Source organism: Streptomyces racemochromogenes (assembly GCF_039535215.1).
In the GTDB taxonomy this organism is placed as follows: Bacteria; Actinomycetota; Actinomycetes; order Streptomycetales; family Streptomycetaceae; genus Streptomyces; species Streptomyces racemochromogenes.
Map to the genome: position 1 here is coordinate 302247 of NZ_BAAAWT010000001.1, position 21817 is coordinate 324063.

Annotated in this window: 15 protein-coding genes; 5 read left to right on the top strand and 10 right to left on the bottom strand. The window is 75.8% G+C overall.

All coding sequences use genetic code 11. The features are described from left to right. Positions 1-38 precede the first annotated feature (38 nt). From ABD973_RS01530 to ABD973_RS01545, 4 genes are all read right to left on the bottom strand, one after another. Positions 39-845: an MBL fold metallo-hydrolase gene (locus ABD973_RS01530; protein WP_345497859.1), complete on the bottom strand. Its 807-nt coding sequence runs from the start codon at positions 843-845 to the stop codon at positions 39-41. Positions 846-931: 86 nt separating this feature from the next. Further along, positions 932-2446: an alpha/beta hydrolase gene (locus ABD973_RS01535; protein WP_345497861.1), complete on the bottom strand. Its 1515-nt coding sequence runs from the start codon at positions 2444-2446 to the stop codon at positions 932-934. 72 nt (positions 2447-2518) lie between these two features. Beyond that, positions 2519-5752 (bottom strand): amidohydrolase family protein, encoded by a 3234-nt coding sequence (locus ABD973_RS01540; RefSeq protein ID WP_345497863.1) that lies wholly within the window; start codon positions 5750-5752, stop codon positions 2519-2521. Between the two features lie 149 nt (positions 5753-5901). Then, a complete protein-coding gene (locus ABD973_RS01545; protein WP_345497865.1) occupies positions 5902-7380 on the bottom strand; it encodes a multicopper oxidase family protein in 1479 nt (492 codons plus the stop codon). Positions 7381-7713: 333 nt separating this feature from the next. Between ABD973_RS01545 and ABD973_RS01550 the strand changes: the two genes are divergently transcribed. Continuing rightward, the gene (locus tag ABD973_RS01550) at positions 7714-9696 is read left to right on the top strand and encodes a glycoside hydrolase family 15 protein (protein ID WP_125823550.1); all 1983 of its coding nucleotides are present in this window, start codon (positions 7714-7716) and stop codon (positions 9694-9696) included. An 81-nt stretch (positions 9697-9777) separates the two neighbouring features. On the opposite strand, the gene ABD973_RS01555 is transcribed toward ABD973_RS01550, so the two are convergent. From ABD973_RS01555 to ABD973_RS01565, 3 genes are all read right to left on the bottom strand, one after another. Next, entirely contained in the window at positions 9778-10032 is a 255-nt protein-coding gene (locus tag ABD973_RS01555; protein ID WP_125823549.1) for a hypothetical protein, read from the bottom strand. A 49-nt stretch (positions 10033-10081) separates the two neighbouring features. After that, complete coding sequence (locus ABD973_RS01560) at positions 10082-12187, bottom strand: sensor histidine kinase (protein ID WP_125823548.1); 2106 nt, start codon at positions 12185-12187, stop codon at positions 10082-10084. Positions 12188-12301: 114 nt separating this feature from the next. Next, entirely contained in the window at positions 12302-12973 is a 672-nt protein-coding gene (locus tag ABD973_RS01565; RefSeq protein WP_125604993.1) for a response regulator, read from the bottom strand. Positions 12974-13145: 172 nt separating this feature from the next. Between ABD973_RS01565 and ABD973_RS01570 the strand changes: the two genes are divergently transcribed. Continuing rightward, positions 13146-14288 carry a 3-dehydroquinate synthase family protein gene (locus ABD973_RS01570; protein ID WP_125823547.1) on the top strand — a complete coding sequence of 381 codons (1143 nt, stop codon included), beginning with the start codon at positions 13146-13148 and terminating at the stop codon, positions 14286-14288. 5 nt (positions 14289-14293) lie between these two features. After that, a complete protein-coding gene (locus ABD973_RS01575) occupies positions 14294-14965 on the top strand; it encodes a hypothetical protein (protein WP_125823546.1) in 672 nt (223 codons plus the stop codon). Here ABD973_RS01575 and ABD973_RS01580 read toward each other — a convergent pair. From ABD973_RS01580 to ABD973_RS01590, 3 genes are read right to left on the bottom strand one after another with little or no spacing between them, the layout of a single operon-like run. Next, complete coding sequence (locus ABD973_RS01580) at positions 14883-16067, bottom strand: anhydro-N-acetylmuramic acid kinase (RefSeq protein WP_125823545.1); 1185 nt, start codon at positions 16065-16067, stop codon at positions 14883-14885. The genes ABD973_RS01575 and ABD973_RS01580 overlap by 83 nt on opposite strands. Beyond that, positions 16064-17422, bottom strand: a complete 1359-nt coding sequence (locus ABD973_RS01585) for an MFS transporter (RefSeq protein ID WP_345497872.1) — start codon at positions 17420-17422, stop codon at positions 16064-16066. The genes ABD973_RS01580 and ABD973_RS01585 overlap by 4 nt, the downstream gene beginning before the upstream one ends. 3 nt (positions 17423-17425) lie before the next feature. After that, the gene (locus tag ABD973_RS01590) at positions 17426-18841 is read right to left on the bottom strand and encodes a L,D-transpeptidase (protein ID WP_386382142.1); all 1416 of its coding nucleotides are present in this window, start codon (positions 18839-18841) and stop codon (positions 17426-17428) included. 176 nt (positions 18842-19017) lie between these two features. On the opposite strand from ABD973_RS01590, the gene ABD973_RS01595 reads away from it, so the two are divergent. Together ABD973_RS01595 and ABD973_RS01600 are read left to right on the top strand one after the other, a co-directional pair. Next, on the top strand, positions 19018-19638 hold the full coding sequence (locus ABD973_RS01595) for an L-threonylcarbamoyladenylate synthase (protein WP_125595292.1): 621 nt from the start codon (positions 19018-19020) through the stop codon (positions 19636-19638). A 543-nt stretch (positions 19639-20181) separates the two neighbouring features. Continuing rightward, entirely contained in the window at positions 20182-21807 is a 1626-nt protein-coding gene (locus ABD973_RS01600; RefSeq protein WP_386382119.1) for an AfsR/SARP family transcriptional regulator, read from the top strand. The last annotated feature ends 10 nt before the right edge of the window (positions 21808-21817 follow it).

Consider the following 21817-nt stretch of genomic DNA (forward strand, 5'->3'; position numbering starts at 1 on the left):
CCCCCGTACGGAGGCGGTCCGGCGGCGCCGAACGCTGCTCAGTGCGGGCCCGGGGCGAAGGTGGCGAGCATCTGTTCCAGGGCGGCCTGGTCGGGGCCGGTGTAGGGGGTCAGGCCCGGGACCGCGGTGAGGGTGTCCAGCAGGCGGGGGGTCAGGCCGGTCGCCGGGGGCAGGTGGGTGGACAGGACGGTGCCCGGGCCGGCGGAGCGCAGCGGGTCGGCGGTGGCGAGGAAGCGGGCCGGGTCCACGTTCTGGGCCCAGGGGCTGTCCACGCTGGCCCAGAGGAGCTGGGCGGCCTTGAGGTCCTCGGCGTCCACCTCGGCGACGTCGGGGCAGGTGGCGAGGTCGGCGGTGGGCAGGGGGGCGCCGAAGCAGTCGGAGCTGTAGCAGGTGCCGGTGCGGTCGTCGAAGAAGCCGACGGTGGCGGGGTTGTCGAAGAGCGGCGGCCGGAAGGCGCGCAGGGTGCGGTCGCCGACGGACAGGCTCTGGCCGGGGTTGAGGAGGTACACCCGGTCCAGGGGCAGCGGGGACTCGGTGGACATCTCGCCGACGCCGAGGAAGGTGGTGATCACCCGTGCCCGGGGGGCCGCGTCGAGGAGGGCGAAGAGGCCGCCGGTGTGGTCGCGGTCGGGGTGGGTGAGCCAGATCCAGCGCACGTCGGCCGGGTCGATCACGCCGGCGAGGGTGGTGAGGAAGTCCCGGTCGGGCAGGCCCAGGCCGGTGTCGACGACGACGGGTTCCTCGGCGTGCAGGACGAAGGCGTTGACGGGGACGAAGCCGATTCCGGGGACTTCCAGGCAGTCGGCGAGAACGGTGGTGTCGGGCCCGACTCTGTGCGTGCTCATGATGGTCTCCACGGCCCTGGGGAAGGCGCTGTCCGTTCCATCGTGCCGCCGTACGGGTGAGCCCGCGCGCCGCGCGGCGGCGGTGCTCAGTTCGGGCAGCTCGTGTCGCGGGCGGGGCGCTCGCCGGTGGTCAGGAAGCGGGTGACGGTGCGGTCGCCGCAGGCGTTGCCGTTGCCGAGGTAGACGCCGTGGCCGCCCTGCTCGACGGTGACGAGGACGGCCCGGTCGCCGAGGGCCTCGCGCATCTTGAGGCTCTTGGAGTGGGGGGTGGAGGGGTCGCGGCGGCTCTGGATCATCAGGACGCCGGAGGGACCGTGATTGGTGATCTTGGTGGGCTTCCTCCGGGGGGTGTCCTTCCAGAAGGAGCACGGGAGCACGTTGACCGGCATTCCGGCGGTCAGCGGGTGGCGGGCCCGGTCCTCGTCGACGGCGCGCTGCCGGTCGGCCTGGGAACCGCCGGGCCAGGCGACGTCGTTGCACAGGACCGCGACGAGCTGGGCGGCGTCCTCGTCGCGCAGGGGGCGGGCGAGCTCCGGCGGCAGGGCGGGGGTGTGGGCCGGGTCGCGCAGGGCGGCGGCGAGCCGGGCGAAGGCGGGGAAGGCGGAGTCGCTGTAGAGGGTGTTCTGCAGGGCCTGGCGCAGGCCGTTGCCGGTCAGGGGCACGCCGGGGGTGGTGGAGGGGCGGGGGGTGCGGTCCAGGGAGGCGAAGAGCGAGAGCAGCAGGGGTTCGACGTCCTCGGGGTGCTGGGCGAGGCGCAGGCCGTCCTTGTCGCGGTCGGGGTGGGCGGCCCAGGCGGCGAAGTCGGGGAAGCGGTCGTCGGAGCCCTGGGCCATGTTGGCCAGCCAGCCGCGGGCGACCCGCTTGGGGTCGGGGTCGCCGCTGCTGTCGAGGACCCAGCGGTCGGTGCGATCGGGGTGGGTCTGGGCGTAGACGGCGCCCACGTAGGTGCCGTACGAGACTCCCCAGGCGGAGAGCTTGCGCTCGCCGAGGGCGGCGCGGAGGCGGTCCGTGTCGCGGACCTGGTTGGCGGTGGTGAAGCTGCGCAGGACGGGTCCGCCGTTGCGGGCGCAGGCTTCGGCGGTGCGGCGGGCGCGGGCGAGGTTCTCGGTGATGTCGCCGTCGGGGGCGGGCCAGGAGCGCAGGGCGGTGAGGTAGCGGTCCTCGGGGGCGAGCCGGCAGCTCGCGGTGGTGGAGCCGCCGACGCCGCGCGGGTCGAAGGCGACGAGGTCGTACGCGCCGCCGAGCTGCTGCTGGAGGGCGGCGCCCTTCTGGGTGAGCCGCTGTACGCCGGAGCCGCCCGGGCCGCCGGGGATCACGAGGAGGGTGCCGCGGCGGGCCTGGGGGCGGTCGCTGCGGATGCGGGAGACGGCGACCTTGACCTGCGGTCCCGTGGGGTCGTCGTAGTCGAGGGGGACGGGGAGGTCGGCGCACTCCTGGGTGGCGGGACCGCCCGGCTTGGCGCAGGGGTGCCAGCCGAGGGCGGGCGCCTCGGCGCGGGGGACCGGGGCCGCCTGGGCGGGGAGGGTGGCGGCGGTGAGCGCGGTGGCGGCGGCCGCGGCGGAGAGGGCGAGGAGGAGGGCCTTGTTCCGGGAGTTCGTCATGGGGCCAGCCTCGTGCAGGGCGCCCCGGCGGCCCATCCGGCAGACCGGCTTCCGGGGGTGGGGGTAACCCCCCTACAGGAGGCGCCCGTTGACCCGGTGGGCGGTGCAGCAGGAGTCGCGGTGCAGCTGGCGCAGAACGGGCCGCCAGGCCCGCTCCGGGGCGGGGGCGGCGGGGGCGGGGTAGGCGGCTTCCAGGTCGGCGCGCGCGAAGGGGGTGCCGGCGCGCAGGACGGCCCGTACGCGGACCAGGTCGGCGAAGTCGGTGAAGGGGTCGCCGTCGACGAGGGTGAGGTCGGCGAGCTTGCCCGGTTCGGCGGTGCCGAGGTGGGCGTCGGCGCCGTAGACGCGGGCGGGGGTGCGGGTGGCGGTGGTGAGTGCCTCGGCGGGCGAGAGGCCGTACCGGTGGAGGGCGCGCAGGGCGAGGTGGAGGTGGAGGCCGACGGGGGTGAGCGGGGCGTCGGTGCCGAGGGCGACGCGGCCGCCGCCGGCGAGGACGGCGCGGTAGACGGCCACTTCCCGTTCGAGGGCGGTGTACTGCTCGGGGGTCGGCGGCTGGGCGGCGGCGGTCTTGAGGGTGGCCGCGTCCCAGGGCGGCATCATGGCGGTGACCCGGCGGTCGGCGGCGAGCGAGGGGTCGGCGCCGATCAGGGGCAGGGCGGTGAAGGGGGTGGCGACGAGGTCGAAGCCGCCGCGGGTGTAGACCTCCAGGGTGTCCTGGTGGGTGTGGCCGGCTGGGGTCGTGCCGTGGCCGTACTCGGCGCGTTCGGTGGCGACCAGATGGGTGGTCAGGTCCTGGCCGGACTGGATGCCGGGGGCGCACAGGTGGGAGCCGGAGCGGACGCCGAGCACCTCGCGGGCGAAGCGGGCGGCCTCCTCCATGAAGGCGTAGGGGGCGCGGACGTAGGTCTTGACGAAGTCCCAGTCCAGGGCTTCGGCGCGGGCCAGGGAGCGGGCGAGTCCGGCGTGGGTGCGGTGGGCGCGGCCCATGCTGTAGGCGACGCGGGACCCGTCGAGGAGTTCCCCGCCGGCCAGCAGCCGGGGGGCGGCGAGGCGGCCGGCGCGGATGTCCTCGCGCAGCCGGGCCTGTTCGTAGGCGGAGCCGCCGAGGGAGACGGCGGTGGTGATGCCGTAGGCCAGGTGCAGGGCGCCCTGACGGGCCCCGTAGGTGTACGGGTACGGGTGGACGTGCGCGTCCCACAGCCCGGGCAGGACGGTGCCCCGGGAGGCGTCGACGGTGCGGGCGGCCCGGCGGCGCGGGCGGTGCGGTTCGACGGCGGTGATGCGGCCGCCGCTGACGAGCAGGTCGACGTCGGCGCGGGGCGGGGTGCCGGTGGCGTCCCACAGGAGGCCGGCGTGGACGACGGTGTCGACGGGTTCGGGGCGGCGGTAGGACAGGGAGACGGGGACGGTGCGGGGCGCCCCGTCGGGGGTGCCGTCGGGGCGGAGGGTGAGCAGCCGCAGCCTGGCGTTGGACTGGTAGAGCAGGGTGCGGGAGTCGGCGGACCAGGAGGGGTGGTCGGCGGGCTCGTCGGTGAGGCGGCGGGCGGGCCCGGCGGGGGTGCCGTCGGGGGTGACGGGCAGCAGCCAGAGGGCGGATTCGGCGACGCAGGCCAGGTGGCGGCCGTCGGGCGACCAGACGGGGCCGCAGGCGTAGCGGTCGGAGAGGGAGGTGTGGGGGGCGAGGGCGTGGAGGCGGGCGGCGCCGGTGGCGGTGTCGACGATCCGGATCAGGTTGTAGCCCTCGCGGAAGCGGCGGCTGAGCCGGTTGCGGTCGCAGAGGGCGAGGTGGCGGCCGTCGGGGGACCAGCTGGGCGGGCTGGGCAGGCCCCCGCCGCCGAGGGCCGGGACGAGGGGGGTGTCGGTGGCGGAGGCGAGGTCGCGGACGATCAGCCGGCCGGCGAGGTCGAGGGCGGCGAGCCGGGTGCCGTCCGGGGAGAGGGAGCCGTAGACCCGGCCGGGCGGGGAGAGGACGCCGTCGCGGCCGTCGGCGAGTCCGCGGCGGCGTACGGTGTTCAGCCCGTCGCGGTCGTCGGTGTAGAGCAGGGCGCTCCCGTCGGGGGTCCACACCGGGCCCTGGACGTAGGCCGTGGCGGGGGCCTGGAGGATCCGGCGCGGGGCCCCGCCGGTGACGGGTGCGGTCCACAGGGCGCCGAGCGCGGCGAAGGCGACGCTGCGGGCGTCGGGCGAGAGCGCGGGCAGGTGGATGCCGCGGACGGGGCGGGGGCGGTCGGCTTCGAGGTCGTACTCCTTGACCCGGTAGCGGGGGCGGGGCAGTTCGAGGGTGGCGTCGAGGGGGATGTCCCGGGCGGGGCCGTCGCGGTGCGGGCGGATCACCCGGAACCGGCCGTCGAGGGTGATGAGCAGGCGGTCGTCGCCGATCCAGCGCGGGGGCGCGGGGGCGAGGTCGCCGTCGAGGGGGACGGGGCGCCCGTCGGCGTACAGGGTGAGCTTCTCGGCCCTGCGGGGGCCGGGGGCGGCGGACAGCCAGGCGGTGCGGCCGGCCGGGGAGAGGGCGGGGGCCAGCAGGCTGCCTTCGGTGACGGTGTGTTCGGTCCGTACGGGGCCGCTGCCGTCGGCGGCGGCGGAGGCGAGGGTGCGGGCGGGCAGGGCCTCGCCGGAGGGGACGGCGCGCAGGAACAGGACGCGTGTGCCGTCGGGTGAGAAGACCGGGTCGAGGTCCTCCCAGGGGCCGTCCTGGCCGGGTCCGGCCTGGCCCGGCACTCCGGTGAGGCGGCGCATGCCGCCGTCGGTGAGGGAGACGGTCCAGATGCGGTACGGGCTGCCGGCGACGGGGTCGCCGCCGCGTTCGGAGCAGAAGGCGAGGGTGCGGCCGTCGGGGGACCAGGCGGGGGCTCGGTGGTCGAAGGGGCCGTCGGTGAGGCGGCGCAGGCCGGTGCCGTCGGCGCGCATCACCCAGATGTGGAAGGTGCCGCCGCGGTAGGCGCTCATGGCGACGCGGCGCCCGTCCGGGGAGAACACGGGCCGGCCGGGTTCCAGGTCGGGCGGGGTGAGGGGGGTGGCGGGCGAGCCGTCCGGGGGCAGTGACCACAGGACGTTCTGCACCTCGGCGATGACGCGCCGCCCGTCGGCGGTGGCGGTGGCCGCGCCGTTGGTGGCCCGGGTGAAGCGCAGCACGGCCCGGCCGTCGCTGGGCGGGGCGGCCGGGCCGTCGCTGGGCGGGGCGGCCCGGCCGTCGTTACGCGGGGCGGCCGGGCGGGCGGCGGCCGGCGGGGCCCCGGTCCCGGTCAGTGCCGCCAGTGCTCCGGCCGAAGCCGCCCGCAGTACCGTCCTGCGCTCCGTCCGCATGCCGCCGACCCGCTCCCGTGTGGTTCCCGCCCGTCCGCCCGTCGGGCGGTCAAACGATCACGGTGGCGGTTCGGCAACGGGAGGGGTCCGCCCCGGCGGCCGGACGAGGCCGCCGGGGCGGAGGGGGGGAGGGGAAGGCGTGCGGGGCGTCAGGAGATGCGCATGTTGGCCATCATGCCCATGGCGCCGTGGTCGAACAGGTGGCAGTGGTAGACGTAGGTGCCGCGGTAGCCGTCGAAGGTGGCCTGGACCTTGACGGTCTCGCCCGGCTTGAGCGGCACGGTGTCCTTCAGGCCGGTCTCGGGGCCGGAGGTGACGGGCTTGCCGTTGCGTTCCAGCACCCGGAACTGCACGAGGTGCATGTGGAAGTTGTGCGGGGCGAGCTTGTTGCTGTTGGTCACGGTCCAGATCTCGGTGGCACCGTAGGCGATCTCGGTGTCGATCCGGTCCATGTCGTACGTCTTGCCGTTGATGTACGCGCCGGTGCCGCCCGCCCCCTCGTCCATCTTCATGTCGAAGTCGCGGGTGACGCTGGCCGGGCCGAGCGGGGGCAGGGTGCGCAGCCGGTCCGGGATGACGCTGCGGTCGGCCGCGGTGCGGGTGACGCGGAACTGGAGGACCTTGCTGACCGCGTCGGCGGGCTCGTACGGCGGGATGTCCTTGTTGCGCAGCTCGATGACGGTGCCGACGGGGTAGCGGGAGAAGTCGATGACGACGTCGGCGCGCTCGCCGGGGCTGATCTGGACCACGTCGGTGCGGTGCGGCGCGGGGAGCAGGCCGCCGTCCGTGCCGATCTGCACGAGCTCGGAGTTGTCGGCGAGGTGGAGGTCGAAGAAGCGCTGGTTGGAGGTGTTGGTGAGGCGGAAGCGGTACTTGCGGGCGGCGACCTCGAAGTACGGCCAGGCCTTGCCGTTGGCCATGATGACGTTGCGCTTCATGAAGTCACCCATCTGGTAGATGAGTTCGCCGCTCTCCAGGAAGCGGGCGTCGCGCAGCGCGATCGGGACGTCGTACTGGCCGGAGGGCAGGCGCAGCCGGCGCTCGATGCCGTCGGTGAGGATGTAGGTGCCGGTCAGCCCGCGGTAGACGTTCTCCGACTCCATGTGGTGGGCGTGGTCGTGGAACCACAGGTTCGCGTGGGGCTGGGTGTTGGGGTACGTGTACGTCTTGGTGCCGCCGCCGGCCGCGATCAGGTCCATGGGGGCGCCGTCGCTGTCCTGGGGGACGTGGGCGCCGTGGAGGTGGATCGAGGTGGGCACGGCGAGGGAGTTGGTCTGCTTGATCACGACGCGCCGGCCCGACTCGGCCTTGATGACGGGGCCGGGGAAGGAGCCGTTGAAGGTGCGCAGCGGGGTCTTGACGCCCGGCACGATCTCCTTGGCGGCTTCCTTCAGGGTCATGCGGTAGTAGCTGGTGGTGCCCGTGTTCAGGTAGGGCTGCAGGACCGGCGGCAGCGGCATCTTCTGCGTGAACTTGGTTATGCCGACGGGGTCGAGTTCGGCGGCGCCCGCGGTGGCCCCGGCCGTGCCGGTCCCGGCGGCGTTCACGACGGGCAGCAGCATGCCACCGGTGCCGACGATGCTGGTGGCGGCGACGCCTGCCCGCAGTGCGGTCCGTCGAGTAATCACATTTCCCCCGTGGGTGTGGCCCGGCGCCTCGTGTGCCGGTCTGGTCGGGTGCGCGTGATGGGTGCGCGTGGCTGAACAGGGAGAGCGTGTTCGAGTGCGGTGGTGTGCCGCTGGTGCGGCTGTGGAGCACGGGTGAGGCGGCGGTGGTGTGCGGGCCGTTACCCCGCCCGGTGACGGCGCGTTGGACCGTCCGGGCGGTGCTGCGGGGCGTCCGGCGCGGCAGGGGCGCTCACGTCCCCCGGTGGCGCCCCGGCCGGGGATATTGGATGAATGGCTCCGCGTACGCGCTCTGCCGGGCTTATTGACGCTTCATCACAGTGGAGGCTATGCGTGATGCGCACACGGTCCGTCCTGCTGGCCACCGCCCTGCTGGCGACGCTGCTGCAGACGGCGGACGGGGCGGCCGCCGCGGGCGGGCCGCCCGTGGCGCCCGACCAACGTCCGGCCTACGACGGACGGTCCGGGCACGAGGTGCCCCTCCTTCCCGGGGGACGGCCGGAAGGCGGCGGACGGGCCGCCCTCGACGGGCAGGCCGGGCACGACGTGCCCCTGTACGGGATCAAGGGCGCGGGGAGCGCCGGGCGGGCCGCGGCCCAGGAGTTCAGTACGGACGACGGCCGGCTCTCCAGGGTCTCGCTGTTCCTCGGCGGCACGGCCGCGACCGGGACGCTGAGCGTGCAGGTGCGCACCGCCCGGGACGACGCCGGTTCCGCGATCGCCTCGGCCACCGTGGACCTGGCCGCGCTGGGCGGTCCGGGCACGGGCTGGGTGGAGGTGCCGCTGGCGGCGGCGCTGCGGCCCGGTGCCCGGTACTACCTGTTCGCGCAGGCCGCCACCGCCGAGGCGGGGGCGGTGACCTGGTACGGCACCCGGGCGGCCGCGGCCGGCCACCCCGCGGCCGCGCAGTACGACCAGGCGCGGGGCGGCTGGCAGCCGGGCTCGGGCCGGCTGGCGTTCTACGTGAACCCGGCCGGGTCCGAGCGGTGCGGGGAGACCGAGGCCTGCTACGTCCCGGCCTCGATGAAGCCGGCCCGGACCGCGGGCCTGCTCTCCAACGGGCGGGCGGTGGAGGCCCTGGACCCGGCGTTCGCCGTCGGGGCCCGCTACGTGGAGGGCAGCAACGTCCTGGTGCTGCCCTCGGGCCGCTGGCGCTACCTGCCGGCGGGCGCGGAGAAGTCCCGGGTGGTCGAGGCGGGCGACGCGGGCGCGCTGGCCCAGATCGCCGAGTCGCGGCGCTGGCTGGCCCGGGGCCGGGTGCCGGGGGCGGCGGGGGCCCGGCGCGAGGGCGCGGAGCGGGCGCTGCTGTCGATGCGGGCGCTGCTGCGGCCCAACGGGGCGCTGGCGGCGGCCTGGTACCCGTTCTGGGACTTCTCCTGGCCTCGGGACTCCGCCTTCGCCGCGGCGGCGTTCGCGCACACGGGGCACGACGAGGAGGCGTACCGGATCCTGCTGTACAACGCGCGGACGCAGCGGCCGGACGGCACCTGGGAGGCCCGTACCAAGCTGGACGGCTCGGGGCCGCCGGACACCCGGCCGTGGCAGCTGGACGCGAACGGCTGGGTGCCCTGGGCCGCCTGGCAGTGGTACCGGACGGCGCCCGCGGCGGACCGGGCGGAACGGCTGCGGGTGCTGTACCCGGCGATCCTGAAGGCGGCCGACTTCGCGGCGGCGTCCCTGGACGCGCAGGGCCTGCCGCCGGCCTCCCCGGACTACTGGGAACTGCCCACGGACACCGCCAACATCGGCACGGCGGCGCCGCTGCTGTCCGGGCTGCGGGCGGCCGCCGACCTGGCCGCGGGGCTCGGGCGGCAGCAGGAGGCGGCGCGCTGGACGGAGGCGGCGGGCCGGCTGGAGCGGGGCATCGCCCAGCGGTTCGCGCCGCTGGGCTACCAGCGCACGGTGGACGGGCTGCACGGCCACGACAGCGCGGCGGCGTTCATGGCGCCCCCGTTCAACGAGGCGCCGGCCGGTCTCGCGGGGGCGCTCGACACCACCTACCAGGAGCTGCTGCGGCCCAACGGCGGGCTGGTGCCGGGCAGTGACCCGGACACCCGGTGGGGGAACATCACCTGGACGGCGAGCACCTCGTTCTTCGCGCTCGCCTGGGCGTCGACGGGCGAGCGGGCGAAGGGTTCCGCGGTGCTCGACTGGGTGCTGGCGCAGCGCAACGTGCTCGGTGAGCTCCCCGAGACGGTGGACGCGCAGGGCCTCCCGAAGGCCGTGGTGCCGTTGGGCTGGACGGACGCGCTGGTCCTGCTGACGCTCGTACAGCTCGGCGACGCGCCCCTGGCGGCGCCGCCCGCGCGCCGCGCCTGACCCGGCGCGGCGGCGGCGCACGGCAGGGCGCCGGGCCCGGGACATGGCGTCCCGGGCCCGGCTGGAGGAGCTGTCCTCCGGTTACTTCGAGGTGTAGTAGAGCCACCACTTGTGGTCGTGCTGCTGGCAGTAGTAGCTCTTGTAGTGGCCCGCCTTGCCGGCCGCCTCACAGGACGACTTGCTGGGGTAGGGGCCCTTCTTGCCGCTGGTCTTGTGCTCCACCACCGACACGGCGTCGGACTGCTGCCGGGGGGCGGCCAGTGCGGTCGGACCGGCCAGGACCAGGCCGGCGGTGACCAGGGCCACCGGAGCGAGCTTCACGATCTTCGCGTACATGATGGTTCCTCTCCTTCGGGTTCTCCGGGCCCGTTCGGGCTTCGGACCATCAACGTACGGAGCCTCCTGTCCCGGGCACATGGTCCCCGGGTCCCGTGCCGGTCCCGGCCGTACGCGGGAGCACGGCCCTGACCACGGTCCCGGTCCCGGAGCTGACCAGGTCGAAGGTGCCGCCCAGCTCCTCGGCGCGCTCGGCCATCGAGCGCAGCCCCACCCCGGCGTCGCGGGGCGCGCCGCCCTGGGGGACGCCGGAGCCGTCGTCGGTGACCTCCACCGTCACCGCCTCGGGGGTGAGGACCACCGCGGCGTGGGCGCGGCCGGCCCGCGCGTGGCGGACGACGTTGTTCAGGGCCTCCGCGGCGATCCGGTACAGGGCCACCTCGACGGCGGCCGGCAGTCCCGGGAACGGCTCGGGGGCCAGGCTGACGGTGATGCGCAGGTTCCGGCCCAGGTGCTCGGCGAGCTGGCGCAGGGCGCGGGGCAGGTCGGCGCCGTCCAGGGCGGCGGGGGCCAGTCCGCCGGTGATGTGGCGCAGTTCGTCGATGGCCTGCCCGATGCCCTCGGACACGGCGGCCAGCGAGTCCGTGGCCCGGGTGCCGGACGGTATGGCCGCGCGGGCCGCGTCGACCTGGAGGCGCAGTCCGGACAGCGCGGGGCCGAGGCCGTCGTGGAGGTCGTGGCGCAGCCTGCGCCGCTCCTCCTCGCGGGCCAGGACGATCTGTTCGCGGCTCGTCTGGAGTTCCTCGTAGAGCTGGAGGGAGGCGATGGCGGGCGCGCTGTGGTCGGCCAGGATCCGCACGGCCTCGCGGTCCTGCTGGTCGAGGGCGAGTTCGCCGGCGCGCGGCGGGACGTAGAGGTGGCCGATGGCGTTGTCCCGGTGGACCAGGGGGAAGGCCTCGTCGCCGCTGCCGGGGCTGCCCAGGCGGGCCAGTTCGCGCTCGCCGTGCCGGGTGCTGATCACCAGGCGGGCGGCGGGCAGCCGCAGGGTGTGCACGACGGTGTCGCACAGCAGGCGGGGCATGTCCCCCGGGTCGAGTGCGTGGCTGAGCCGGTCGGCGAGGGCGCGCACCGCCTGGTAGGGCTGGGCGCGTTCGCCGTAGTAGTAGCGGTCGACGAGCCGGGCGGACCAGCGCGCGGTGGGGCGCAGCAGGAAGCCCACCAGCAGGGTGAGGCAGGCCATCAGCCCGGACTCGGGGGTCAGGGAGCCGGGCGCGAAGTAGTCGAGGACGAAGGCGCCGCCCGCGTAGGCCATGAACAGGCCGAAGGTGAGGACGAAGGCCGTCAGGATGCGGCGTCCCGCCCGGTCCAGGGCCCAGGTGCGCTCCCGGATGTGGACGTAGCCCACCGTCGCCGGCCAGGACGCGGCGGCGAGGTAGACGATGACGACCTCGAAGCCCATCGGGGGGTCGCCGTACTGGTTGACGGCGATCACCGCGAGCCACAGCAGGTAGGGCACCGCCAGGATGGCGTAGGGGCGGTCGGACTTGGGGGTGCGCGGCCAGCGGACGGCCATCAGGAGGATGCCGACGCCGGCGATGAGGGGCGGGACCCAGCGGGAGGCGGTGTCCATCCACGGCGTCAGCAGGCGTTCCGGGCCGGCCCACCCGGGGCCGGAGATGGGGGACTCGACGCCGTAGTAGACGAAGCCGGGGCGGGTGAAGACGTAGTACTGCTGGGCGGCGCTGAAGAGGGCGGTGAACGCCACGTACGGCGCGCCCCAGCGGGGGAAGCGGCCGGTGGGCAGCCACAGCGGCATGGGGTAGATGATGGCGTTGATCAGGGTGAAGGCGACCATGACCAGGATGAACACGGCGGTGAGCACGCGCGGCCCGGCTCCGTGCACCACGGCGGTCTGCGGCACCACCTGGGCGAGGGTGAGCGCGCAGCCGGAGCAGAGCATCAGCCACCCGAGGACCCGGGCGGTCCGGCGGGCGGCGAAGACCATGCCGGTGAGGGCGATGCCGAGGCCGACGAGCACGTGGTCGGCGGCGAGGTGGAGGCGTACGGTGCGCAGCGCGGGGTGGCCGATGTGGGTGAGGGTGACGATGCCCCAGGTGATGGCGGCGAGCATGGTGAGGACGCAGACGGCGTAGGCGGGCAGCATCTCCGGCCCCGAGCGGGGCGTGTTCGCGGTGGTCCGGTTCGCTGTGCGCATGTCGGCCTCCCCGGCCGCTCGGGGGTGCGTTGGTTTCCAGCCTGGTGCCTGCCCGGTCCCGGGCGCATGGGGCGGGTGTCCCGGTTTCCGGCCGGCCCGTAGCCCGGCCGGGGGTCAGCCGGCGTCGCCGCCCAGGCCCGCGTCCCGGGCCCGGGCCACGGCCTCGGCGCGGGAGGTGACCTGGAGCTTCTCGAAGACGTGGGTGATGTGGTTGCGGACGGTCTTCTCGGACAGGACCAGCTCCCGGGCGATGCGCCGGTTGTCGTGGCCGCGCGCGATCAGTTCGAGCACCTCCACCTCGCGGGAGGTGAGGGAGGGGAAGAGCTGTCCGGCGTCGCGGCGGCGGCCTCCGGCCAGGAGTTCGGAGAGCCGGGCCGCGATCTCGGAGCCGATGACGGCGCCGCCCGCCGCGACCGTGCGCAGGGCGTGCAGCACCTCCTCGGAGCCGGCGCCCTTGACGACGTAGCCGCGGGCGCCCGCCTGGAGGGCGGCGAGCAGGCTGCCGTCGTCGTCGGACATGGTGAGCATCAGGACGGGCAGGCCGGGGTGGGTGCAGGCGAGGCGGCGCGTGGCCTCGATCCCGGAGACGTCGGGCAGAGAGAGGTCCATCACGACCACGTCCGGCCGGTGCCGGTCCACCGCGTCCGGGACCTCGCCGCCGGTCTCGGCCTCGGCGACGACGACCGCGCCCCGGGTGCTCTCCAGGGCGGCCCGCAGCCCCTCGCGGAACAGGGGGTGGTCGTCGACGATCAAGACCCGGGGAATGGTGCGGTCTTCTTCGTCCACGCATCGACACTAGCAGTCATGATCAGTCGCTCTGGGTGACCGGGCCGTGGGTGGGGCCGCGCCGTGCGCGGGGGTGGGACCGGACGGGGCGGGGGTGGGACCTGACGGGAGGGACCGGAACGGGGTCTGCGCCTCATGCCGCCGGGGTGGCGGCCGCCGGATCGTGAGCGGCATGTCCGCACACCTCTCCTCCGTCCGCATCGACCGGTCCCTGCTCGCCGGCCCGGTGCACGTCCCCGTGCAGATCCGCTGCGGCGACGGCCCGTCGGACGGACTCCCCCACGCCCTGTCTGACCTCGCCCCGGGCCGGATCGCCCTGGTCACCGACCCCGGGCTGCCGCGCGAGCACGCGGCGCGCCTGCTGCGTCTGCTGGGCGCGGCCGCGCCCACCGGGGTGCTGTGGCCCGACGGCGACGGCCCCCTGGCGGTGCCGGACGGCGCCCTCGCCGTCGCGCTCGGCGGCAGCCGCGTGATCGAGGCGGCCGACCGGGCGCGGTGCCCCGACGGCACCCGGCCGGCCCTGGTCCGGCTGCCCACCACGCTGCGGGCCATGACGGACACGGCCCTGTCGGTGGCCGGGCCCGCCGGCCGCGTCGCGGCGCCGGCCCTGGTCCGGATCGACCTGGAGTACCTGGCGACGCTGTCGCCGCACCGGCTGCGCGCCGGGCTGGCGCCGCTGCTGCGCACCGTGCTGGCCGTCGTACCGGCGTCGGCCGGGCGGGTGGCCTCCCGGCTGCGGCCCGGCGGCGGGTACGACCCGCAGGCCCTCGCGTCGTACGTCTCGCTCTGCCTGGAGGCCCGGGCCGCGCTCTGCTCCCACGACCCGCTCGGCCGCGGCCCCGCGGCCGCCCTGCGCTACGGCGAGCCCGTCGCCAGGGCCGTGCGGGGCCTCGCCGGGCCGGGCCTCCCGTACGGGGACGCGCTCGCCCTGGGCCTGCGCGCCGCCGCCGCGGTCTCCCGCCGCCGGGGCCTGCTGGGCCGCGCCGACGAGGCGGCCCACGAGGAGCTGCTGGCCGCCGCCGGCGCCGCCCGGACCCTGCCCGACGGGATCCGCCCGCGCGACCTCGCGGCCGCCGTGACCGGGGGCCGGGAGGAGGCCCGCATGGTGCTGCTGCGCGGGCTGGGAGACCCGTACGCCCACCACGGCTCCCTGCTCGCGCCGGTCCGCGCCGAGGAGCTGGAAGCCGCGCTCGCCGAACTCGTGCCCGCCGCCCGGCGGATCCCGGTACCCGACCGGGACCGCGCCCGGGTCTCCGTCCCGGGCGGCCGGGACGGCGGGCTCCCCGCCCCGGGCGGGGCCGTCTCAAGGAAGTGATCACCATGTACGCGTTCCTCGGCCACTACGGCGCCGGCCTCCCGGCGCACCGGCTGCACGCCGCCGCAGCGCGGCTGCGCACCGGCCCTTCCGGCGGGATCCGCCTGAGCCGCGGCGAGGGGTGGGCGCTGGCGTCCGGCCGGGTCTTCGACCGGGGCGGCGTCGCGGTGGCCCTCGACGGCGGGATCGGGGGCAGGCTCGCCCTGGCCACCCGGCTGGAGGTCCGCGGCCTCCCGGTCGCCGACCGCAACGACGCGGCGCTGGCGCACTCCGCCTTCGCGCTGGACGGCGCGGGGTTCGCGGCGCACGTCGCGGGCGCGTACGCGGCGGCCGTGGTCGACGCCCGCGCCGAACCGGTGCTGGTGCTGGCCGCCGCCGGGGCGGGCGGCACCCCGCTCTACTACCACTGGGAGCCGCAGGAGGGCCGGTTGTGCTTCGCCTCCGCCCTGCCGGCGCTGCTCGCGCTGCTGCCGGACCGGCCGGGGCCGCGGGTGCGGGTGCTGCCGCCCGGGACCAGCGCCGTCTGCTGCCGGCACGGCCGCGCGCGGCCATCGCCCCGCGCGGCGTCGGGCGGGCTCACGGTGGCGGGCGGGCTCACGGTGGCGGCCCGACGGCGATCCGTACCGGCGGCCGGGAGGGCACGGGCGGCAGCCGCAGCGGTGCGCGCCCCGGGGTGAGGGAGCCGAGCACGCGGGGCCCCCGGGCCCCCGTGCACCCGGGCGCGTTGCCGGGCAGGCCGTGCAGGGCGAGGTAGCCGAGCACGGCGAAGGCGTACGCCTCCTTGGCGGCGGCGGGCAGTCCCAGGGCCGCCGAGTCCAGCAGGGCGGTGCGCGGGGGCAGTTCCTCGCGGAGCACGGCCATGAGGGCCGGGTTGCGGGTGCCGCCGCCGGAGACGACGACCTCGGTGACGCGCAGGGGGCGCAGGGCGTCGGCGACGGTCCGGGCGGTGAGCCGGGCCAGGGTGGCGAGGAGGTCCTGCGGCGCGAGGGGGGCGCAGCCGTCGAGGGCGGCGCGCAGGTGGCCGTGGTGGAAGAGCTCCTTGCCGGTGGTCTTGGGCGCGGGCAGCCGGTAGTAGGGCTCGGCGAGCAGGCGCAGCAGGAGCGGTTCGTGGACCCGGCCGGCGGCGGCGAGGGCGCCGTCCTCGTCGTATCCGAGCCGGCCGCCGGTGAGTTCGCGTACGGCGGCGTCCATCAGGGCGTTGCCGGGGCCGGTGTCGAAGGCGACGGGCGGCCCGGCCTGCGGCAGGGCGGTGAGGTTGGCGATGCCGCCGATGTTGAGGGCGGCGGGGGTGCCGGGGCGGCCGCGCAGCAGCATCAGGTCGACGAGGGCGACGAGCGGGGCGCCCTGGCCGCCGGCCGCGATGTCGCGGGGGCGGAAGTCCGAGACGACGGGGCGTCCGGTGGCCTCGGCGATCCAGGCGGGGCGGCCGAGCTGGAGGGTGCCGTGGACCTGGCCGGCGTCGCTCCAGTGGTAGACGGTCTGGCCGTGCGAGGCGATCAGTTCGGCGCGGCCGGCGCACAGTTCGCGGTCGGCGCGGGCCGCGAGGGCGGCGAAGGCCTGCCCGATGCGGGTGTCGAGGAGGCAGACGTCGGCCAGGGTGGTGGGGGCGGGCGGCAGGGCCGCCGCGAGCGCGTCGCGCAGTGCGGTCCCGTAGGGGGCGCTGACCAGTCCGAGCGGGACCAGCCGCAGGGTCTCGCCGCCGTCCTCCGGGGTGATGCGGGCGGCGGCCGCGTCGACGGCGTCGTACGAGGTGCCCGACATCAGGCCGATCACCCTCATCGCAGGGGCCTTCGGTGGTCGTCGCCGCGCAGCCCGGCCAGGGCGAGGGCGCTGAGGGCGCAGGTGCCGGCGGCGTAGTAGGCGGGGACGTCGTGGTCGCCCGTGGCGGCGGTCAGGGCGGTGATGACCAGGCCCGCGCAGCCGGAGAACACGGCGCCGGTGAGGGCGTACGCCAGCCCGAGCCCGGTGCAGCGCACCCGGGCGGGGAACATCTCGGCGAGCATGGCGGGCCCCGGGCCGGCGAGGAGCCCGACGGTGGCGCCCGCGCCGAGGACGGCGGCGGCCTTGGCGGGGGCGCCGGCCGCCGGGTCCTGGAGGAGGTGGAACAGCGGGAGGGCGAGGAGGGTGACGCCGAGGGCCCCGGCGAGCATGACCGGGCGGCGGCCGACCCGGTCGCTGAGGATCCCGGCGGGCAGGATGGCGGCGGCGAAGCCGAGGTTGGCGAGGGCGTTCGCGGTCAGGGCCTGCCGGAAGGAGGCGCCGAGGGTGGCCTGGAGGTAGGAGGGCAGCACCACGAGGAAGGTGTACCCGGCTGCGGACCACCCCATGAGCCGCCCCACCCCGAGCCCGACGGCCCGCACGGTCCCGACGGGCCGCACGGTCCCGACGGCCTCCACGGTCCCGACGGGCCGCACGGTCCCGACGGCCCTCCGCCCGGGCTCCCCGGCAGCGGGCGGGGGCGGGGGCGGGTCGTCGGGGAGGCCCGTGCGCAGGCGGTACGCGGCCAGGCCGAGCGGGAGGGCCAGCAGGAACGGGACGCGCCAGCCCCAGGCGTGCAGGGCGGCGGGGGTGAGCAGCGCGGCCAGGAGGGCGGCGACGGCCGCGCCGGCGAGCAGGCCCAGGGCGACGGTGAAGGACTGCCAGGCTCCGTGCCGGCCCCGCCGGCCCGGCGGGGCGGATTCCGTCATCAGGGCCACGGCCCCGCCGAACTCCCCGCCCAGGCAGAGCCCTTGCAGTACGCGGAGCAGGGTGAGCAGCCACGGCGCGGCGACGCCGATGGTGTCCCGGTCGGGGAGCAGCCCGATCAGGGTGGTGGCCAGGGTCATCAGGGCGATGACGAGGACCAGGGCGGGGCGGCGGCCGGCGCGGTCGCCGATGCGGCCGAAGAGGACGGCTCCGGCGGGACGGAAGAAGAAGGACACCGCGAAGGAGGCGTAGGCGGCGACCAGCGGGCCGGCGCCGCCCTGGCCGGCCGCGTGCGCGGGGGTGAAGAACCGGTCGGCGATGACCGTGGCGAAGGCCCCGTACACGCCGAACTCGTACCACTCGGTGAAGTTCCCGGCGGAACCCGCGAGCAGGACCCGGCGCGGGCCGGGGGCGGACCGGGCCGGGCGGGTCGGCGTGAGGCGGGACACCGCTCAGGTCGTCGGGTCGAGGCGGGAGGGGGCGTCCGTCGTGCGGTCCGCGGCGGCCGCCGCCGGGGTCAGGGCGCTGCCCGAGAGCCAGGTGCGCCAGTCCAGGTTCCAGTCGCCGATGCCGTTGCCGAAGGGGTCCATCCGCTCGCCGCCGCTGTTGACCACCTCGACGATGTCGCCCTCGCGGACGGTCTCGTAGAACCAGGCGGCGTCCTCGGTGGACATGCCGGTGCAGCCGTGGCTGACGTTCTCCTCGCCCTGCGAGTCGACGGACCAGGGCGCGGCGTGGACGTACTCGCCGCTCCAGGTGACCCGGGTCGCGTAGAGGACGGGGAGGTCGTAGAACTCCTTGGTGCCCTTCTTGATGCCGACGCTGTCGCCGCGCATGCGGACCTTGGCCTCCTTGCCGAGGACGACCTTGATGCCGCTGCGGGTGAGGAAGCCGGCCTTCCCGGTGGTGACGGGGATGGTCCTGATGACGCGTCCGTTGCGGCGTACGGTCATTTCGTGGGCGGCGGAGTCGGTGACGGCCTCGATGCGGTCCGCGACGGTGAACTCCAGGGGCTCGGAGGGGCCGCCGTAGCCGTGCTCGCCGAGTTCGACCCCGTCGAGGCCGCTGCGGACGCGGACGACGGTGTGGGCGGGCCAGTAGGTGCGGGGCCGGAAGTGCAGGGTCGAGCTGTCGACCCAGTGCCAGGCTCCCTCCACCCGGGGGCGGGAGGTGACCTGGAGGGCCTGTTCGACGCGGGCGCGGGCTTCGGGGTCGTCGGCGGGGACGGGGTGGCTGAGTTCGGCGGTGACGACCTCGCCGGCGCCGTACGTGCCCGGGCCGGGGCCGAACTCGGCGGTGATCCTGTTCCCGTCGGCGGGCGCGTCGGGCGGCGCGGTGCGGAAGGCCATGCTGACGCCGACGGGGGCGCCGCGGCCGTCCTGGGCGCCGACGCGGACGGTGTATCCCTCCCCCGCGCGCAGGGGTTCGGTGTTGCGCCAGTGCCCGCCGTCGGGGCCGAGTTCGCCGGCGAGGTGGCGGCCGTGCCCGTCGGTGACGGTGACGTCGGTGAGGCGGCCGGCCTCCGCCCGGGCGAGGCGGATCTCCAGCGGGGAGCCCGAGTCGGTGGGGAGTTCGCCGGCCTCCGGGAGGGCCGGGTCCCACAGGACGGCGCCGCCCCGGGCGGTGGCGAGCACCCGCTGCTCCCGCCAGGTGCCGCAGCGGCCGCCGCGGAAGGCGCCGGCGGCGCACCAGACGGCGTCGTCCGCGCGGACCCCGCCGTCCAGGGCGTGGCCGACCAGGAGGGTGACCGCGGCCTCCGGGGCGGCGGCGGGTGCGGCCTCGGCCGTGCCGCCGGGTGCGTGGGCGAGGGCCAGCGCGGCGGCCCCCGTCACCGCGGTGACCGCGGTCCACGCCTTCGTCCGTGACATCGCCACACAGCCCTCCCAGTCGTCCTCCGGCCGTCTGGCAGCATCAAAGGGGACGGGAAGCCGAACCGATGATCATAAACTCGGCTCTGCGGCCGAACGGGCGTCGCAAGTGAACCCGGACGGAGTACCGGGTGCGAGCTCCGGAGCGTGGCGGTCCGGTCCCGTAGGCTCGGCGGATGGCGAAGTACTTCGACGTTCACCCCGAGAATCCCCAGCGCCGCACCCTGACCGGCGTGGCGGACTCCCTCCGCTCCGGCGCGCTCATCGCGTACCCCACGGACTCCTGTTTCGCGCTGGGCTGTCAGCTGGGCAACCGCGACGGCCTCGCGCGGATCCGGTCGATCCGCAACCTCGACGACAAGCACCACTTCACCCTCGTGTGCGAGAACTTCGCCCAGCTGGGGCAGTTCGTGTACGTGGACAACGACGTGTTCCGGGCCGTCAAGGCGGCGACCCCGGGCGCTTACACCTTCATCCTGAAGGCCACCTCGGAGGTGCCGCGCCAGCTGATGCACCCGAAGAAGAAGACGGTCGGGGTCCGGATCCCGGACCACGTCGTCGCGCAGGCGCTGCTCGCGGAGCTGGGCGAGCCGCTGGTCTCCAGCACCCTGCTGCTGCCGGACGAGGAGGAGCCGCTGACGCAGGGCTGGGAGATCAAGGAGCGGCTCGACCACGTGGTGGACGCCGTCGTCGACTCCGGTGACTGCGGGACCCGGCCGACCACCGTCATCGACTTCTCCGGCGGCGGGGCGGAGATCCTGCGCCGCGGGGCGGGCGACACCGCGCGCTTCGAGTAGTCCTCTCGCGATCCTCCTGCCACGGCGGATTCCGGTTCCGGACCACTATCCGGAATCCGCCAATCCGCCATCCGATCCGGCCATGCGGGAGCCGATCGGGAATGCTCGCCCCCTCCGTACTCAAGCGATCCTTTATCGCGACTCGTTTAGCTGTGAACAGAATTGCCGAACCGCCGGTAACTCCACGGATCCCCGGAGTGACAGAGAGGAGGAGACGGCCGGGTGTGCCGGAATTGATCCACATCCGAACTCGACTTTCACAAGATCCGTTCTGTAGGGTTCCAGTTATTCACCGCCCAACGGGGGGCGGCGAGCGGCCGCGGGCACTGGTCCGGACTTTTCCGGAGGCGTGTCCGTCACGCCGGCTCGCGGGAATGACGCCCCCGTCACGCTCATTTGCGACACGTGACCCGACACGGGGGACCATCAATGCGGTTCCAGCTTTTGGGGCCCTTGAGTATTGCGCACGGCCCCGAGACAGTAGTTCTCAAACCATCCAAACCGACCAGCCTCCTCGCCGCCCTTCTGCTCCATCCCGGGACGGTGGTTTCCACCGGCTATCTGCTGCGTGCCGTATGGGACGAGGAACCTCCCGCGACCGCCCGGGCCGCACTCCAGACCTGTGTGCTGCGGCTGCGCAGGTTATTCGCGAAATACGGAATATCCGCGACCACCATCGAGGCCGTGCCGGGCGGTTACCGGATGCGCAACGACACCGAAACGCTCGACCTCGCGCTGTTCCGGTTCCTGACCGCGCAGGCGCGGGCGGCCTCCGGGACCCCGGAGGAGCTGTACCGGCTGCGCGAGGCCCTCTCCCTCTGGCAGGGGCAGCCCCTGTCGAACGTGGCCTCGGGCATGCTCCAGCGGGACGCGGTGCCGGCCCTCGAACAGGAGCGGCTGCGGGTCCTGGAGCGGGTGTGCGACCTCGAACTGGCCGCCGGGAACTGCCATCAGGTACTCGTCGACCTGTACGAGGGCGCCCGCCACCGGCCCGTCCGCGAGCGCTTCACCGAGCAGCTCGTCGAGGCCCTCTACCGCACCGGCCGGCAGGCGGAGGCGCTGGCCGAGTACCGCGCCGTGCGCGAGCGGCTGCGCGAGGAACTCGGCGTCGACCCAGGCCCGGGCCTGCGCCGCCTGGAGATGGCGATCCTGCGGGCCGAGGAACTCGGCCCGGCCGCCCGCCCCCTGGCGCCCGAACGGGCCCCGCGGCACGCCGCCCTCGCCGTCCGCGACCGCAGCGCCCCCGGGCCCGCCGGACCACCGCCGGTGCCCGGCTTCGCCGGACGCGGTGCGGACCTGCGCGCCCTGGCGGACCGCCTCACCGACCCCCGCGGCCCCCGGCTGCTGGTCGTCTGCGGAGCACCCGGGATCGGCAAGTCGGCGCTCGCGAGGCAGAGCGCGTACGAGATGCGGACGGCCTTCCCGGGCGGGGTGTCCGCCATCGACCTGACCCGGCCCGACGGCAGCCCCCTGGACGCCGGGGAGGCCCGGGCGCTGCTGCCCGGGCCGGGCGGCGACGGCCGGCGGCTGCTGGTCCTCGACAACGCGGCCGGAGCGGGCCAGGTGCTGCCGCTGCTGCCGGAGACCGCCGGCGCCACGGTCCTGGTGACCAGCCGGCGCGCCCTGGCCGCGGCGGTCGCCACGCACGGCGGCTTCGTGCACCGGCTCGACGTGCTCTGCCCGGCCGAGGCGCACGCCCTGCTCGCGGGGCTCGTCGGAGCCGAGCGGATCGCCGCCGAGGAGCAGGCCGCGCGTGAACTGGCCGCCGTGTGCGGGTGGTTCCCGCTCGCACTGCGGATCGCCGCCGGACGGCTGCTGACCCGGCCGGGACTGTCCGTCGCCGACTGCGCGGCCTGGCTGGCGGCGGACCCGCCGGGCCGGCTGGCCCTGGCCGAGGACCCCCGGCTGTCCGTGCCGGAGGTCCTCGGGCGGGCCGTGGGCGCGCTCCCGCCCGAACTGCGCGAGGCCTTTCTGCTGCTGGGCTCGCTCGAGCCCGGCTCCGGTCCCGCCACAGCCGCGGAAGAGAGCGTGCTCGAACAGCTCGTGGAGGCCGGGATGCTGGAGGACGGACCACCCGGCGAGCCCTACCGGATCCACGCCTTCCTCCGCGGGTACGCGCGGTGGCTGGCCCGGGACCGGGCCGGCACCGCGGCCCTCCTGCCCCGCTGAGGCGGCCCCT